12 protein-coding genes are annotated in these 15,192 nt (G+C 59.5%); 3 read left to right on the top strand and 9 right to left on the bottom strand.

Features of this window, described 5'->3' with window-relative positions; translation table 11 throughout:
* Window positions 1-5: 5 nt before the first annotated feature.
* The 6 genes from AB4Y44_RS17640 to AB4Y44_RS17615 form a co-directional block, all read right to left on the bottom strand.
* Entirely contained in the window at window positions 6-1,031 is a 1,026-nt protein-coding gene (locus AB4Y44_RS17640; RefSeq protein WP_368700381.1) for an FAD-binding oxidoreductase, read from the bottom strand.
* Between the two features lie 35 nt (window positions 1,032-1,066).
* Window positions 1,067-2,473 carry an amidase gene (locus AB4Y44_RS17635; RefSeq protein WP_368700380.1) on the bottom strand — a complete coding sequence of 469 codons (1,407 nt, stop codon included), beginning with the start codon at window positions 2,471-2,473 and terminating at the stop codon, window positions 1,067-1,069.
* A gap of 169 nt (window positions 2,474-2,642) precedes the next feature.
* A complete protein-coding gene (locus AB4Y44_RS17630) occupies window positions 2,643-4,007 on the bottom strand; it encodes a Rieske 2Fe-2S domain-containing protein (RefSeq protein WP_342924282.1) in 1,365 nt (454 codons plus the stop codon).
* Window positions 4,008-4,481: 474 nt separating this feature from the next.
* Window positions 4,482-5,489: an AraC family transcriptional regulator gene (locus AB4Y44_RS17625; RefSeq protein WP_368700379.1), complete on the bottom strand. Its 1,008-nt coding sequence runs from the start codon at window positions 5,487-5,489 to the stop codon at window positions 4,482-4,484.
* 69 nt (window positions 5,490-5,558) lie between these two features.
* Window positions 5,559-5,978, bottom strand: coding sequence for a hypothetical protein (locus tag AB4Y44_RS17620; RefSeq protein ID WP_368700378.1), 420 nt, complete (start codon window positions 5,976-5,978; stop codon window positions 5,559-5,561).
* Window positions 5,979-6,306: 328 nt separating this feature from the next.
* Window positions 6,307-6,885 (bottom strand): helix-turn-helix domain-containing protein, encoded by a 579-nt coding sequence (locus AB4Y44_RS17615; RefSeq protein WP_342924924.1) that lies wholly within the window; start codon window positions 6,883-6,885, stop codon window positions 6,307-6,309.
* A gap of 129 nt (window positions 6,886-7,014) precedes the next feature.
* On the opposite strand from AB4Y44_RS17615, the gene AB4Y44_RS17610 reads away from it, so the two are divergent.
* Window positions 7,015-7,749: an SDR family oxidoreductase gene (locus AB4Y44_RS17610; RefSeq protein WP_342924929.1), complete on the top strand. Its 735-nt coding sequence runs from the start codon at window positions 7,015-7,017 to the stop codon at window positions 7,747-7,749.
* A gap of 355 nt (window positions 7,750-8,104) precedes the next feature.
* On the opposite strand, the gene AB4Y44_RS17605 is transcribed toward AB4Y44_RS17610, so the two are convergent.
* Together AB4Y44_RS17605 and argC are read right to left on the bottom strand one after the other, a co-directional pair.
* Window positions 8,105-8,572: a CBS domain-containing protein gene (locus AB4Y44_RS17605; RefSeq protein ID WP_368700377.1), complete on the bottom strand. Its 468-nt coding sequence runs from the start codon at window positions 8,570-8,572 to the stop codon at window positions 8,105-8,107.
* A 119-nt stretch (window positions 8,573-8,691) separates the two neighbouring features.
* On the bottom strand, window positions 8,692-9,618 hold the full coding sequence (gene argC / locus AB4Y44_RS17600; RefSeq protein WP_368700376.1) for an N-acetyl-gamma-glutamyl-phosphate reductase: 927 nt from the start codon (window positions 9,616-9,618) through the stop codon (window positions 8,692-8,694).
* Between the two features lie 129 nt (window positions 9,619-9,747).
* Between argC and AB4Y44_RS17595 the strand changes: the two genes are divergently transcribed.
* Complete coding sequence (locus AB4Y44_RS17595) at window positions 9,748-10,632, top strand: LysR family transcriptional regulator (protein WP_342924920.1); 885 nt, start codon at window positions 9,748-9,750, stop codon at window positions 10,630-10,632.
* Window positions 10,633-10,690: 58 nt separating this feature from the next.
* On the opposite strand, the gene AB4Y44_RS17590 is transcribed toward AB4Y44_RS17595, so the two are convergent.
* The gene (locus AB4Y44_RS17590) at window positions 10,691-11,590 is read right to left on the bottom strand and encodes an alpha/beta hydrolase family protein (protein WP_368700375.1); all 900 of its coding nucleotides are present in this window, start codon (window positions 11,588-11,590) and stop codon (window positions 10,691-10,693) included.
* A gap of 668 nt (window positions 11,591-12,258) precedes the next feature.
* Here AB4Y44_RS17590 and AB4Y44_RS17585 point away from each other — a divergent pair.
* A complete protein-coding gene (locus AB4Y44_RS17585; RefSeq protein WP_368700374.1) occupies window positions 12,259-15,069 on the top strand; it encodes a bifunctional YncE family protein/alkaline phosphatase family protein in 2,811 nt (936 codons plus the stop codon).
* Window positions 15,070-15,192 lie beyond the last annotated feature (123 nt).

Genomic DNA, 15,192 nt, shown 5'->3' with positions numbered 1-15,192 from the left:
ATTCCTCAATTCGATGCAACAAACTGCTCTGCGAAAATCAATTCCGGCTTCATGCCCAACTCGATCAGACGCCTCGTTGCCGCGTCGATCATCGGCTGCGGACCGCACAGATAAGCCACCGTGTTCGGATCCGTCACATCGCCTTCCTTGAGGGCCGAGACCGGCGATCCTTCATGCAGGCCTTCCGTGGCGTGGCGATCCACGCAGATGCGGGTCTTCAACGTCGGCAGCCAGTGCTGACGCAGTTCCATGTCATCCAGCGCAAACAGCGCTTCAGGGACCGCGCAACCAAACGAGAGCAGCATCGGCGGCTTCTTGCCAGACGCCTGCCGGAGGCCGTCGATCATCGACAGGATCGGAGCCAGACCCGTCCCACCGGCAACGAAGATGTGCGGCGCACGACGATGCTCTTCACGCAGGAAGAACGCGCCATAGGGGCCTTTCATCGTCAGAACCTGGTCCACTTGCGCCTCGTTTTCGAGGAACGTGGACATCGCGCCATTGGGTAGCAGTCGGACCAGAAATTCCATCTTCGGCAGAGTCAGCGACGTAGACGACGGGCTGTAGCTGCGGAGAACACCCAGACCCGGTACCGTGATCTGCATGAACTGCCCGGACCTGAATTCGAGCCAGTTGCCTTCGGCCAACTCGACAGTCAAACGCATGACGTTGGGCGCGATACGCTCCACGGAGTCGATGAAGACCTTCACCTCCTGGGCGACCGACGAGCCGACTTCCGAACCGTATGCGACGTTGAATGAACAATCCGATTCGGCATTCGTCACGCAGAGCAGCCGGTTTCCTTCCGCGTATTCCGAAGCCAGGAGCGTCGAACTGGCACCGGGGATCGTCACGGCCTCTCCTTCCGCGAGCTTGCACGTGCACGACGCGCAGGCCCCGGCCTTGCACTGATACAGCACGGGCACTTCGGCCTTGATTGCGGCTTCGAGAATGTTTTCACCCGACCCGGCGGCAAATGTACGGCTCACGCCATCTGCGAAGTGAATGGTTACCTGATGAGCTTGGGTCATGACTTAATCCGCAAAATAAACACTTTCAATATCCATCAAGCCAACCCAGGCGGGACCTGACGATGCCAATCACTATGGCGCTGCAATATCATGCCGACCATACACAGCAGATCGTCTTGATACTTGCGGCCAATGAGTTGCCCACCGACGGGCAATCCTTGGCCGGTAAATCCGATGGGTACCGACAATGCGGGGTGTCCCGAGGCGTTGAACGGCGACGTGAACTGAATCAGGCGCCGGTTAGCCTCAGGATCCGAAGCCAAACCTGCCAACTGTTCATACGTCGGTGCCGCGTAGGGCTGCACCGGAGCCAATACAGCATCCACTTCTGTGAATACCGCATCCATCTCGCGGGTAAACTGCTGGGCATCACGAATGATGCGCTCGTAGTCCACAGCCTTCAGTTCCCGCCCTTGATCGATCAAACGGGCCAGTGCGGGACCGTATTCACCGGCCTTGTCGGGATACGTCGCTTGATGAGCAACAGCCGTTTGAACCCCGCAGTGATGCTCCCAGTTGGAACTGGTCGCCCTTGTATCCGGAACCTTGATGCTCTTGATTTCGCCACCGGCCTCAGCAAGGATGACCTTGACGTGCTGAATCGCGCGCTGAATCACGGGATCGACGCCGTCCGAAATCCACGCTTCGTCCAGGCCGATTCGCAATCCCTTGAAGCCCTTCAGGAAGTTATCGAATCGTTGCTCGTCGATGGTGGCAAGCAGTCGTTGCGTATCGTGACCACCAATGATTGCGAGAAGGAGCAGCACGTCACGGGCAGAGCGAGCCATGGGGCCCACGTGATCCAGCGATGCAGCCAGTTCCATCGTACCCTTACGGCTGATCGTGCCGTATGTGGTTTTCAATCCAGTCAGATTGTTCGCTGCACTGGGGAAACGCACCGAGCCACCCGTATCGGAACCGAGCGTGCCGTAGCACAGACGGGCCGCAGTAGCGACACCGCAACCCGAGGAGCTCGCACCACACCAGTGCGCGGCGCCCCACGGATTAACGGGATCAGGAATCGTCGGATGGTGGATGGCAAAGGCACCTTCCGTCATTTGCAGCTTGCCCAGCATCACCGACCCTGCATCTTGCAGGCGCTGCACGACCGTCGCGTTTTCCGTGGGTACGCGCTGTGCATGGATCGGCATACCACCGGCAGTCACGATGCCCTTGGTATCGAACAAATCTTTGACTGCAAGCGGAATACCGTGCAGGGGACTCCTTACGTCCCCAGCCTGAATCTCCTTCTCTGCTTGCTCAGCCTGCTTCAATGCCAGCTCAGGGGTGACACGGGCATAGCTATGCAATTTCGCGTCCAGTGCTTCCACGCGGGTCAGAATCGCCCTGGTGACTTCTACCGGACTGATCTTGCCGCTGCGAATCTGCAACGACAGGTCGTAGATTTCGAAATCAGGCAGGTCGCGTGGAAGGCTGCTCATGACGGATATGGGTAATAGATTTAGTTAGGTCCATGGCCTGATGGCACACGGAGACGAGAATGGAGACCGAGAGGACAACGAATCGACCTCCCTCCTCGCAACTGGGCATCAGGGTGCTGCAAGGTGCCAAGGGGAACTGACAGGCGCCCTGGCGAGTGCCGATCAAGCTTTAGAACCAGACTTGATCCACAAAGTACGCCGGGCGCTTGCCATCCGCGAGATCCTTGAGGCGCGTGCTATGAGTCTTCACTGCACCGTAGACGCCCTTGCCAGGCTTCGCGATACCCCGGTTGTGGCGCGAAGCGAGCTTGCGCCACGTGACCGGAGAGATGTCGGTCGACACCAGTTGCTCGTCGTCCCAGCCCGTGCCGTCCGCGTAGAAGTGCTGCATACCTTCGCGGGCGTAGAGGTCGCAGTCGTTGAAGCCGTGCAGGCACAGTTCCTTGTATACGCGGTCAAAGCGGTACTTGAACTTCTTGCGATCCTCTTCGGTCGGGCAGATGCGGACCAACACTTCCCAGTACTCGTGCAGATCGTCCGTGATCGGGACGTACCATTCGTACTGGACGACGTGCTCTTCCGGCCAGTTTTCGACCATGAGCACACCCGGGAGGACCACCGACGTGCGATAGAAGCGACCGTTCAGGTTGTCGATCTTGAGGCCCAGTTCCTTGTTTTCCAGCACCGGTTGCCACTTGTCCGTGAACAGCCATTGCATCATGCCCTTCGGACCATTTTCGTCTTCAATGACCTGAATGCAGTCGTCCGAGACCGGCAGAATGCCCAGCGGGAGCACCCAGTCGTTCACGTGAACGATGGAGTTGTCCTTGTGAACCAGGATGTGTGCGTTGTCGAAGCCGTTTTCGCACGCGATACGCCAGTTGCCGAAGCCCGTGCGGTGCATTCCGTGCGCGACTGCGTTGTCGTCCAGGATCGATGGCGTGTCCGGCCACAGCGGGTGCGGGAAGCGCTCGTTGTTTTCCGGGAAGCGGAACGGCAGGTCTTCCGACAGCGGGGGAACGTCTTCGAGCGGGAAGTCGTCTTCACGAACGAACACGAAGATCATGCCCGCGACTTCCTGAACCGGGTACGTCGTGATACCGGTCGTGCCGATCAGCTTGTCCTCGGGATTGGCAACGATGGTCGAGAGCTTGCCGTCGTCCAGATTGAACGTGAAGCCGTGGTACCAGCACGTGATCGTTTCCTTGTTGAAGCACATCGGCTTCTCGGAAAGACGAATGCCACGGTGAACGCACTGATCCTTGACTGCGTAGACCTTGCCGTCGACGCGTCGCAGCACGATGGGCACGCCGGCGATCATGATGCCCTTGATGCCCGTCTGGAGTTCTTCTTCGTTCTCGGTCGTGGTTTCCACCAGTTCCTTGCTGAACATCGCCGGATACCAGTGGTTGATGAAGCCCCAAGCTGCGTCCTTGTAGGGCTGGTATTGCGATTGCGACTTTGCATCGTTGTAGCGCGAATCGCTGATCGAATGTTGCGCTACGCGACGACGAACAACAGTTTGGTCCGACATCTGTCTGTCTCCTCAGAGGGGGCTGGCCCTTGTAAAGGGGGTAATTTTTTTGCGCACCAGGTAAGGCAGTGACCGCAGGACAAATCGTATTACCCGACCGCGTACTCGACACTCCAATGACTACGAGCCCTATCCCGTCTGTGCATTCAATATGCGTTTCGAGGGTTTATCCCTACAAACACAAACGGGGCTCCTGAGAGCCCCGTCTGGGTTAGCGCTTGATTTGATCAGCTATTAAATTCGTAGTCCTTTTCGTCTACGACGTGGCGAAATTCCCACGGTGAAGGACCAGCGGGGTCGCTCCATTCTCAGTTCAGCATTGTCGAAGTAACAAGGGGCAAGCGTTCGGATCATCGAAAGCGTTGGCGAGCCGGCGCACGATTGCCTGATTCTGGCCGCACTCGGTGAAGATCTTCAGTTGCCGCTCAGGCGGAGGGCCAGGTGCGAGTTCGCGACGCTCCCCTGCTTACCGGCTTAACGAGCTAGTGTTTCGCTAGGGGTCTCGCCAAACCAACGTTTGTAATAGGTGGTGAAGTGACCGAGATGGGCAAAACCCCACTGATACGCTACTGCCGTCACCGTTGTATTTCTTGGATCTGACTTCAACAACTGCTCACGCACCCGATTGAGCCGGATGCTCTTCAGCAGATGCATGGGTGATGTATTCCGGTACTTTCTAAAGCCTGTGTATAACGAACTGGTGCTGACCCCTACGTGCTCCGCAATGGTCCCCACCGTAATAGGCTCGTGCGCCCGCTCCTCGATGAAAATCTCTGCTTTCCTGATAAACGCCGGAGTCACGGAGCGCGACCGATCTTCGTTAAGTGCCAGACTATGATTGCTTGCTTGACTGATGAGCAGCAGCGAGCCGATCATGTGCTCGATTTGCGCCGCCAACAGTGGCGATGACGAAGGCGTACCGTCCAGGTAATCGAAGAGCCACTGCATGGTGGAAGCCCACCGTCTGCCGGCAGCGGAATCGAGCGGCATTGCAGTATCGAATTCCACCCGGGTTTGCGCATCATTGCCGAGATGCTGCCCACACAGGCGCTCCACCAAACCGCGATCAATACGGAGAATCAGCTTTTCGGTACCCGTCGTGTGAACGATTTCATGTTGTTGCCCGGCATTAAGAATCGAACCCACCGTAGGCGATGAACTGACGGACTGGTTGCCATTGGTGATATGCTCACCACCACTGAGTGGCACCTGTACTAAATAAAAATCATCAAATGTAGTCGGTCGAATCCTGAGTTCGCCGCCATAACTCATTCGTCCAATGCCGATTGATCCGTACTTTCGATACATTAGACGCGCATCGAGCTCACCACGCACGTCAATATTTCGAAGTTCGTTTTCGCAGAATGTACGCGTGCCCCAATCTCTGGCCTGTTCTATATCCCGGGTCCGAAATAACTCGGCATCGGCTGAGGGACTAGAGTCGTCGTTAGCCTCAGAATGCAACTCCTCTTTTAGTTTCATTGGCTTTATAACTCAGAAGTATTCAGCTACCGGGGATCAGGACTAGATTGCTGGAGAAGTATACATTCCTTAAAACAATCCACCCATACGTGTCTCCCCTACCGGCAACGCGAACTGGCCCTGATCAATTGCGGAGATCGAATTCGGCTGCTTACGCAATGTTAATTTCTGAATTTTCTGTCGAGGAATTGTGTACTTTACAAAGGCGAACCGCCCTGGGAATCTTGATCGAAGCCAGCAGTGAGCGGCCGTGAGCGACGATTTCGTCGGGCATGCGTTCCACGTGGGGTCGGAGTTCAATAAGGGCACAAGGAAACCCACCCCACTTCGGACATCGGCAGAGAACCATCCGCCAGCGACCGCCTCTTCTGGCGCCTTTTTATTCTTGTGGCCATAGACGTTGGACGTGCGAACCTGGAGGTCCACCGGGGTCAGCGGGGTGTAGTTGTTGGCAATGCAACGTTGCAATCCATCTTCATACATGTGCATTCGCACCGTCTCCGTCTACTTTTGACTGCTCTCTTGAATGCCTTGATCGCGCTCAAGATTGTTGCACGCAGACTATTCCAACCCCACCTGGTGAACTATCCAATTCGTGCGCAGACTATCCCGATACTGCAAGAACCGTTGCCCCCGACTGAGTCAACGCTGTGCAAGAAGGGGCAAGGGTGAAGACTTGAATTCACAACTCGACCTATTTCGGCTCGCCGGCGCGATAACGGTCGGCTGCCGGCGCACGAGACGGTGGGCCGGCACTGACGCCGTTAGCCGCAAATCTGCGACGTCTCGGGCCCGCGCATCCGATCGCCGATCCGACTCAACACCTTGCCTTCCTGACATCGTTGCTCGTCCGCTCAGACAGAATGGCGCTCGCGATGACCTGAAAGAGATGATCGGCCCGTGGCGCGAATGAGGGTTGGTCACCGAGCCAGCCGAGCGCCGACATCAGGGCGAACAGGTCGTCGCCATTCACATCGGCACGCGCGGATCCCTCGGCCTGAGCACGGCGCAGCAGCCGCTCGCCCGCTGAGTGCACCGCTGCGCATGAGGCATAAAGCGCGGAGTCCGGGGTCGCGTGGGCGCTCGCCATCAACGCGACAACGCCGCTATAGGTATGAACGAATGCCACCCCTTCGCGAAACCAGGACACGAGCGCTTCATCAGGTGGATTCGACGTTTCGAGTTCAACTGCTTTCTGCGTCAGTGCGTCCAGATTCTCTCGCAGCAACGCTTCGAACAAGGCTTCGCGAGTCGGGAAATGACGAAACAGCGTGGCCAACCCGACGTCGGCCCGGCGGGCGATATCTCGCATGGACGCATCGGCACCATGCTCGGTGACGACGTCCCGCGCGACTGCTAATAGATGGTCGTAATTTTTTCTGGCGTCGGCCCGCATAGTTTTCTTGACAAGTGGATCAGCGATCCGTATCTTCGGAATCGGGATGTGGATCAGTGATCCACAAGATACAGCGGATTTGTGCAAATGGGAACAGAGACGCTGTCCGACACCACGAAAGGAGCGATTATGGGAAAGCTCGAGGGTAAGGTTGCAGTCATCACCGGTGGTTCGAGCGGCATGGCGCTGGCAAGCGCCAAGCGGTTCGTTGAAGAAGGCGCCTATGTTTTCATCACGGGCCGGAGGCAGGAAACGCTGGACGAAGCCGTCAAGTTGATTGGCCGGAACGTCACCGGCGTGCGCGGCGACGCCGCCAATCTCGACGACCTCGACCGCTTGTTCGATACCGTCAAGCGGGAAAAGGGCAAGATCGACGTCCTGTACGCGAGCGCCGGCTGGGGCGAAGCCGTCCCGCTGGGCGAGATTACCGAGCAGCACTTCGATGCGATCTTCGACCTGAACGCGCGCGGCACGCTGTTTACGGTTCAGAAGGCGTTGCCGCTGTTCAATGATGGCGGATCGATCTTCATGACCGGGTCAGTGGCTTCGGTAAAAGGCTTTCCTGGCTACGGCGTGTATGCGGCGAGCAAGGCGGCGTTGCACTCATTCGCGCGCACGTGGCTCAACGAGCTGAAAGGCAGGAATATCCGCGTGAACGTGCTGAGCCCGGGGCCGATAGCCACACCGATGCAGGACCAGGTTCTCGACGAGGCGGCGAAGCGGATGTTCGAATCCGTGATTCCGCGGGGAAAGATGGGGCGTCCCGAGGAAATTGCGACGGTCGCGCTGTTTCTTGCTTCAGACGATTCGAGCTTCGTGAATGGGGTGGAGTTGTCCGTCGACGGCGGCTTGTCGGCCATCTGAAATCGTGCCGTAAAGCCAGGAGTGAGTGATCGAGATTGCGTAGATAAATCTGGATTCCTGATCAATAAGCGGAATTGGATTTGGTGATTGTGCAGCGGCTATTGTCACGCCTGCTTGCGCTGCCGTCGCTGCAAACGGCGGTGAGCGCACCCGGCTCCGCGCGTCTGGTATGGCCCGCGTCGCGCATCGCGCGCAGCGGGCCACCAAACGCGGATAACAGTCCCGCTCCGGATCTCGTCAAGTTCAAATAGCGGCGCGCGTCACGACAAAGTCACATCGACCACGCGCATCGCCAAACGCGTGCTGGTGATCTGACCGGGATTCAGTTGGCGCCTCTCTGGCCGCCCGCGAGTGCTTAATAGGCGCCGCCCGTGTCGATGGTCAGATAAAGCATGTCATGCTCGAGAATGCTGATGAAATGTTCGTCTTCCTGGATCAGTTCCTCGAGGACATCGCTATTCGATAGCACGCCGATTACCTGTCCTGAATCGATGACCGGCAGATGCCGGATCCGCCTCGTATGCATCAACGCCAGGCACTGGTCACAGGTGTGCTCGGGCGTGACGTAAAGCACCTCGGTAGTCATGATCTCGCCGACCTTCGTCTCGGTCGCGTTGCGCCCGACCAGTTCGACCTTGCGCGCGTAGTCGCGCTGAGACAGGATGCCGACAAGATTGCTGCCCTGCAACACCAGCAAGGTGGTGACATCCTTGTCAGCCATCAGACGCAGCGCCGTCAGCACTGCGTCCGCGGGGCCGACCGAGATCACCTCGCGGGGATTCCCGGACAGAATTTGCCGGGCTGTTTTTCTCTCCTTTTTCATGGTCGTCTCCTATAGAAGACTGGCAGTGGCGCGCCGACGCCATCAGTCGGCTCACAACGAAAGGGTACGCTCCTTCGCGGCGCTACAGGAATGTCTGCTGCCGGGAAAACCAGAGACACTCAGCGTCGAAGCATGAGGTTCAGGTTCTGAACCGCCGCTCCGGATGCACCTTTGCCAAGATTATCGAAAACCGCGGACAGCAGGACGTGCCCGTGTTCCTCGTCATGAAATACGCTGAAGTGCATGTCGTTCGTACCGTTCAGCACTTGCGGATCCAGCTGTTTTAAGGCGCTCGATTCGTGCAGCGGCAAGACTCGTACGTGAGTCGCCTCGGCATAGTGGCGTGCGAGGCATGCGTGTAGCGTGGCGCCATCCACGCCGGGTGCCAGCAGCCGCAACGCCAGCGGAACCGTCAGCACGATGCCCTGGCGGAACGCTCCGTACGCAGGGACGAAAATGGGACGCTGCGCAAGCGTGGCGTGCTGCTGGATCTCCGGCGTGTGCTTGTGCGCGAGTTCCAGGCCATAGACCTGGTATGAAGACGCGTTGGCGGCGCCCGCCCCCTCATATTCCTCCACGCCGGCTCGTCCGCGTCCGGAGTAGCCGGATACCGCATGAATGCTGATCGGGTAATCGCCTGGTATGAGTCCGGCCTGCACCAACGGACGCAGCAGGCCGACTGCACCGGTCGGATAGCAACCAGGATTGGTGACCCGACTTGCGTTCGCAATCTGCTCAGCCTGCCCCGGCGTCATTTCTGGAAAACCGTAAGTCCAGTCCGGCTGGGTGCGGTGGGCGGAGCTAGCGTCGATCACCCGGACGTCAGGATTGACAATGACGCCCACTGCCTCACGCGCGGCGGCATCCGGCAAACAGAGGATGGCGATGTCGCAGGCGTTGATGGCTTCTGCGCGACGCCGCGAATCTTTGCGCTCCGCAGCGGCAAGTGTGAACAGTCTGATGTCGGTCCGGTTGCGCAGCCGGTCGTGGATTTGCAGACCGGTGGTGCCTTGGTCGCCGTCGATGAAAACTACGGGAGAGCTCATACGTGGATGACTCCGCTGACTGTGGGTTGGAACAGGAAAAACGAACCCGTATGTTGCGCGGACGGCTAGAATAGAGAAAGTTGAATTTCATAACGTAATAATTCAGTCTTTCTGAATCTGGACGCCGTCATGCGAGAGATCAGTCTGGACCGCTTGCGCACTCTGGTCGCCGTTGCCGACCGAGGTTCATTTGCCGATGCGGCGCGTGCATTGCACCTGGCGCCGCCAACGGTCAGCCTCCACATCGCCGAACTCGAAGACCGCATTGGGGCTCCACTCCTGTTACGCAAGCGCGGGCATGTGGGGCCGACGTCTATCGGCGAGGTGCTGGTGGAGCGCGCGCGCCGACTGCTGGCCGACGCGGAGCAGGCGTTAGACGATATTCAACGCCAGGTAGAGGGGCTCGAAGGGCGTGCGCGTCTCGGCGCGTCCACAGGCGTGATCGCGCACCTGCTGCCCCAAGCGCTCGAAGTCCTGCGCGAGCACCATCCCGCCATCGACATTCAGATTGCAGTGCTGACGTCGCAGGAAACCTTGTCCAGGCTGGTGGATGGAACGCTGGATATCGGGCTGGTCGCGCTGCCCCAGCCCCCGGTGGCCGGACTCGTGATAAAGCCCTGGCGCCGCGACCCTGTGATGGCCTTTGTGCCGGCGCATTGGCGGTCGCCGGCCCGCGTTACCCCTGAATGGCTCGCCGCCCAGCCTCTCATTCTCAATGACGCGACCACGCGTCTCTCGCGTCTGACTACGGAGTGGTTCGCGAACGGCGGGCAGCATCCCGAGTCGCGCATTCAGCTGAACTACAACGACGCGATCAAGAGTCTGGTAGCGGCAGGTTACGGCGCAGCGCTGTTGCCCCATGAGGCCACTACGCCATTACCGGACAGTCGCATAGTCATGCGTCCGCTGCGCCCGGCGTTGTGGCGACGGCTCGGGATTGCACATCGTGCGGGGTACGTCGAGCGTGCCACGCAACACGTACTGGATGTGTTGTGGGATTTGCGATTGGCGTAGGCGTTGCCATTTGTCGCTCAGATTCCTTTTTCGCTGAAAATGCTGCTGAATGTGCGGACTACCTGCCGGCCCATACAACATCACCGTCCACCGAATAAATGCGGCATTCCTCGTGGCCGTTTGCACACTGCACCAAAGCTGCGTTGATCGAATCGATCCCGGACGCCTGCCCCCACCCGCCATCGCGCGCGATCGCAAATGCCCGCGGTCGTGTCGCCGCCAGATAGCTCGCAAAGAGTGCGGTCTTCTGCCGTGCGTTGAGATAGGGAACTGCGCTGAAGTCGTTGATGCTCGCATAGCCGCTGGCCTTCGGCTCAGGACGAGGAAGGTACTCTGGATTGACTTCGTTGCCAGGCATGCCGATGCTCTGCAGGAAGGCCTCGGCCTTCGCGATCCATAGCGGAAGCCCCGCACCTGAGGCCGTCATGGCGTGGGCGTCCTTCTGGAAGTCGGCATAGTCCACCAGTTGCGCGCGGCCGCCAGCGGCCGTGTAGTGGGCATACATGCCTTTCCACGTCGCAGTAGAGAAAGTCTGGTCGTTGTCGCCGTAGAACCAGATCGATGCCAAGCGCGTGCGCGAGCCGAGGTCTCCGGCAGCCGTAATCAGACTTTCGTCGGGCTTGCCGCAATCGCCCTCTTTCACGCCACCAGCGAAATTGAGCAGCCCCTTCACGTCCGCAGGATTCTGTGCGCCGAATACGAGCGTACTCCAGCCCCCCATGCTCTTGCCCGCGACGACGATCTGGCTGGCGTCGATGCCCGGGATGTCCTTCACATCATCGAGCACCTTGCGAATGTCCTTGGCGGCATCGTTGCCGATGGCAAGTACGTCGCAACCGTGCGGTGTCAGATGGCCCCACGAATGGGCGTAGCCGCGTTGCACCGGCATGGCGACGGCGTAGCCGCGCGAGAGGAAGTACCACGTTATGAATTGATCGCCCACGCGCGGCGCGTTCATGGGGAGCGCGAGCGGAAAGGGACCGCCGCCCGCCGAGTGCGCGGGCATATACACCGTCACTTCCAGTGTGACTAGCGGCGACGATTGAACGGGGACACGAACAATTTTCTCGTTGAGCGGCGCCTCGGGTTCAACCGCGCCGTGGTCCGCCGACCACGCGGCCTGCGGCAGCGCGGCAAGCAAAACGAAAGCACTATGAAGAAAGGAAAGCGAAAGCTTTAGCGCATGCAAGCAGACAGCTATCCCATGCATCAAGCATCCGCGCACCTTGCTTGCGAACGCAACGAGATGGTGACGGCCCTTTACAACCTTCACCTATCTGTCATCGAGCCTGGTAAATAACTGACGAAGCAATAAAGAACGATTCGCATTCTGAATATCCACGCTCGAATCATGTCATTCGATTGACATTCGAAACTGACTAAATGTTACCGGGCTGAAAGCGCCGGGATGGCGCCACTGCAATACATCCCACCTGGTCCAATCGCTGGCACGTCTCCGCAATCAGGGGCAACAGACCTGACAAATGATTCCGCTTGAATCGAATTTGGCGTTTCTGTTTTGATTATCTGGAGAGAACCAAAATGAATCGTAACGTCGTTCAATCTGCCTTAGCATTAGGATTACTGACTAGCTGTATTGCATTTGCAGCACCGCCGCAGGGCAACATGGAACTTCTGCCGACGGGCCAGTTCATCTCCCCGAGAGCCATTCCGGGCGCTGTGCAGCAGCTGCTCAACCCGCAACTCGCGGCAAAGCCGACCCAGGTCGTCAGCGGCGCCATCCGGTCGCAACTCAGCCCGGACGGTAACACGCTGGCCGTGATTACGGCGGGCTACAACACCGTCTACACGGGCGCCAGCAACAGCACGCTCGACAAGACCGACTCGACCCAGTACATATTCATCTACGACGTGTCGGGCGCCAACAAGGCCAATCCGAAGTTCGTCCAGGCCATCCACCAGAACAACGCGTTCGATGGCCTCGTCTGGAATGGAAACCAGACCCTGTACGGCACCGGCGGCGCTGATGACGCGGTCTACGTGTACAGCCGCCCGTCGGCACTTCCGTCGGCACAATGGTCACAGACCGCAGCCATCGCCCTGAATCACAGCAAGGGGATCGGCAACGGTGTGAAGCCGAACGCCGGTGGTCTCGCGCTCTCCGGCAATGGCCGGATCCTCGTCGTTGCCAACAACTACAACGACTCGATCACCATCATCGACACGACGACGAACACGGTCACGTCGGAATATGATCTGCGCCCGTTCAACACATCGGGCACGCAAGGCGCCGCAGGTGGCGAATACCCGTGGGCCGTTTCGCTGAAATCCGACGACACCGCGTTCATCTCGTCGGTGCGTGACCGTGAAGTCGTGGTGCTGAACCTGTCGAACCCGGCCGCACCGCAATTCATCACGCGCATCCCGGTGAAAGGCAATGCCTACGGCATGACCCTCTCGCCGGATCAGTCGAAGCTCTACGTCGCGGTGGCGAACACCGACCAGGTAGCGGTCATCAATACCGCCAGCCACCGGGTCGAGAGGACGATCGACATCGCCAGCCAGTCCGGCGACGGCGATGGCGACGATCAGGGCCACGGCAACAACAAGAAGTACAGCGGCCGCGACACGGTGAACGTGACCGTGTCACGCGACGGCAGAACCCTGTATGCGGTCAACAACGGCGACAACTCGATCGCCGTGATCTCGCTCGATGGCGACGAAGGCTACCACGTCACCGGCCTGATCCCGACCGCCTATGCGCCCAAGGACATCACGCTGAGCGCCGACGGGTCGCAGATGTACATCATCAACGGCAAGTCGAACACCGGCCCGAACCCGCTGTACACCTCGGGGACCTCGGCCCAGTACCAGTTCGGTCTCGAGCAGAGCAGCCTCGTGAGCGCGCCGGTCCCGCGGGGCGATGTGCTTGCCCGGCTGACCAGCCAGGTCGCCGAGAACAATCACTACTCGGTGAGAGAGTCGGAAAGCGATCGCCAGACGATGCATTTCCTGCGTAATCACATCAAGCATGTGATCTACGTCGTCAAGGAAAATCGCACCTTCGACCAGATTCTCGGCGACCTCGGCAACGGCTCGAACGGCGATCCCTCGCTGACGATGTACGGCAAGTCCACCACGCCGAACTTCCACAATATCGCCGGCAACTTCGTCACGATCGACAACTTCACCGATCCGGGCGATGGCTCCATGGACGGCTGGTCGTGGGTGCAGCATGCGCACGTCACGCCGACCGAGGAGGTTTCGCAGCAGGAGAACTACGCTGGCGTGAGCCGCGGCATGTCGTATGAGTCCGAAGGCGCCAACCGCGGTCTGCCGGTTGGCCTCGCCACGACTGCCATGCGCGACACCGCCTCGGGCGGCGCCTATTCCACGGTTACGTCGTCGCTGCCGGGCGGCACGGCCAACGCGCTGCCGGGAATCGCCGATATCTCGGTGCCGGATGCCCCGTTCGGCTATCAGAAAGCGAGCATCTACGACGCGGTGCTGCAAGCCGGCGGTACGGTTCGCAACTACGGCGGCATGGTCAACAACACCGGCTCGATCGGCACGATCGCCAGCCCCCTCCTCACCCCGTTTGCCTCCGGCAACATTCAGGTCTACCCGCTCAAGCCGTCGCTCGTCACCCTGACGGACCCGTACTATCGCGGCTTCGATCAGGCCTATCCGGACACGTTCCGCGAACTCGAATGGAACCGCGAGTTCCAGCAGTACGTCGCGAACGGCCATCTCCCGTCGTTTGAATTCGTCCGCATGGGTTCCGATCACACCGGCAGCTACGCGCAGAACGTCGGCCAGATGGGCACCGCTGAGCAGGAGCAGGCGGACAACGACTTCGCGGTGGGCAAGCTGATCGAGACGGTCGCGCACAGCCCGTACGCGAAGAGCACGCTGATCGTGGTGGTCGAGGACGACTCGCAGGCCGGCTCCGATCACGTCGATTCGCACCGTGCTCCGGCCTATGTCGTTGGCGCGTATGTGAAGAAGAACGCCGTGGTCAGCACCGCCTACAGCCAGGTCAACGCGGTCCGTACCATGGAAGACGTGCTCGGCACCCAGCACATCGACCTGAACACGGCGTATGCGCAACCGATGGCCGACGTCTTCGACACCGGCTCGGACGGTTCGTGGACCTACACCGCCGTTGCGTCGACGATCCTGAAGGGCACGAACGTGGGCAACGTGGCGACCGGCCCAACCTCGGGCGGCAACGACGGCAACCAGTATGCACAGGGGCCGGACATTCATCCGCTGCATGACGCGACCTACTGGGCGAACGCGACAAAGGGCTTCGACTTCTCCAGGGAAGATCGCGTTCCGCCGGAGGTGTTCAACCGCGTACTGTGGGCGGGCGTGATGGGCAACAAGCCGTATCCGGAGCCGCACTCGGTCTATACGAAGCCCACGACCGATGGCGCGAAGACGGTCGCTGCCGCTGACGACGATGACGATTGAGCGAATCACGTCGTCCGGACGTTGCGTTGATGGGGTCGTGACGTCCGCTGCGCCAGGCGCGCGGTAGCTGGCATCGATGGGCGGCTGTCCCTGGGGGCAGCCGCCCACTGGCATCGACGCTCT

Source organism: Paraburkholderia sp. BR10937, from assembly GCF_040965695.1.
Taxonomy (GTDB): domain Bacteria; phylum Pseudomonadota; class Gammaproteobacteria; order Burkholderiales; family Burkholderiaceae; genus Paraburkholderia.
The sequence above is the reverse complement of the archived record's forward strand: the minus strand, read 5'-3'. Positions and strand labels throughout refer to the sequence as shown.

What these genes read in the sequence shown, in the direction of transcription:
- argC (WP_368700376.1), bottom strand. Translation starts at nt 9,618, where the DNA reads ATGAGCTCTCCCGTAGTTTTCATCGACGGCGACCAAGGCACCACCGGT.
- AB4Y44_RS17625 (WP_368700379.1), bottom strand. Translation starts at nt 5,489, where the DNA reads ATGAAACTAAAAGAGGAGTTGCATTCTGAGGCTAACGACGACTCTAGT.
- AB4Y44_RS17595 (WP_342924920.1), top strand. Translation starts at nt 9,748, where the DNA reads ATGCGAGAGATCAGTCTGGACCGCTTGCGCACTCTGGTCGCCGTTGCC.
- AB4Y44_RS17585 (WP_368700374.1), top strand. Translation starts at nt 12,259, where the DNA reads ATGGAACTTCTGCCGACGGGCCAGTTCATCTCCCCGAGAGCCATTCCG.
- AB4Y44_RS17630 (WP_342924282.1), bottom strand. Translation starts at nt 4,007, where the DNA reads ATGTCGGACCAAACTGTTGTTCGTCGTCGCGTAGCGCAACATTCGATC.
- AB4Y44_RS17610 (WP_342924929.1), top strand. Translation starts at nt 7,015, where the DNA reads ATGGGAAAGCTCGAGGGTAAGGTTGCAGTCATCACCGGTGGTTCGAGC.
- AB4Y44_RS17635 (WP_368700380.1), bottom strand. Translation starts at nt 2,473, where the DNA reads ATGAGCAGCCTTCCACGCGACCTGCCTGATTTCGAAATCTACGACCTG.
- AB4Y44_RS17620 (WP_368700378.1), bottom strand. Translation starts at nt 5,978, where the DNA reads ATGCACATGTATGAAGATGGATTGCAACGTTGCATTGCCAACAACTAC.
- AB4Y44_RS17605 (WP_368700377.1), bottom strand. Translation starts at nt 8,572, where the DNA reads ATGAAAAAGGAGAGAAAAACAGCCCGGCAAATTCTGTCCGGGAATCCC.
- AB4Y44_RS17590 (WP_368700375.1), bottom strand. Translation starts at nt 11,590, where the DNA reads ATGAACGCGCCGCGCGTGGGCGATCAATTCATAACGTGGTACTTCCTC.
- AB4Y44_RS17615 (WP_342924924.1), bottom strand. Translation starts at nt 6,885, where the DNA reads ATGCGGGCCGACGCCAGAAAAAATTACGACCATCTATTAGCAGTCGCG.
- AB4Y44_RS17640 (WP_368700381.1), bottom strand. Translation starts at nt 1,031, where the DNA reads ATGACCCAAGCTCATCAGGTAACCATTCACTTCGCAGATGGCGTGAGC.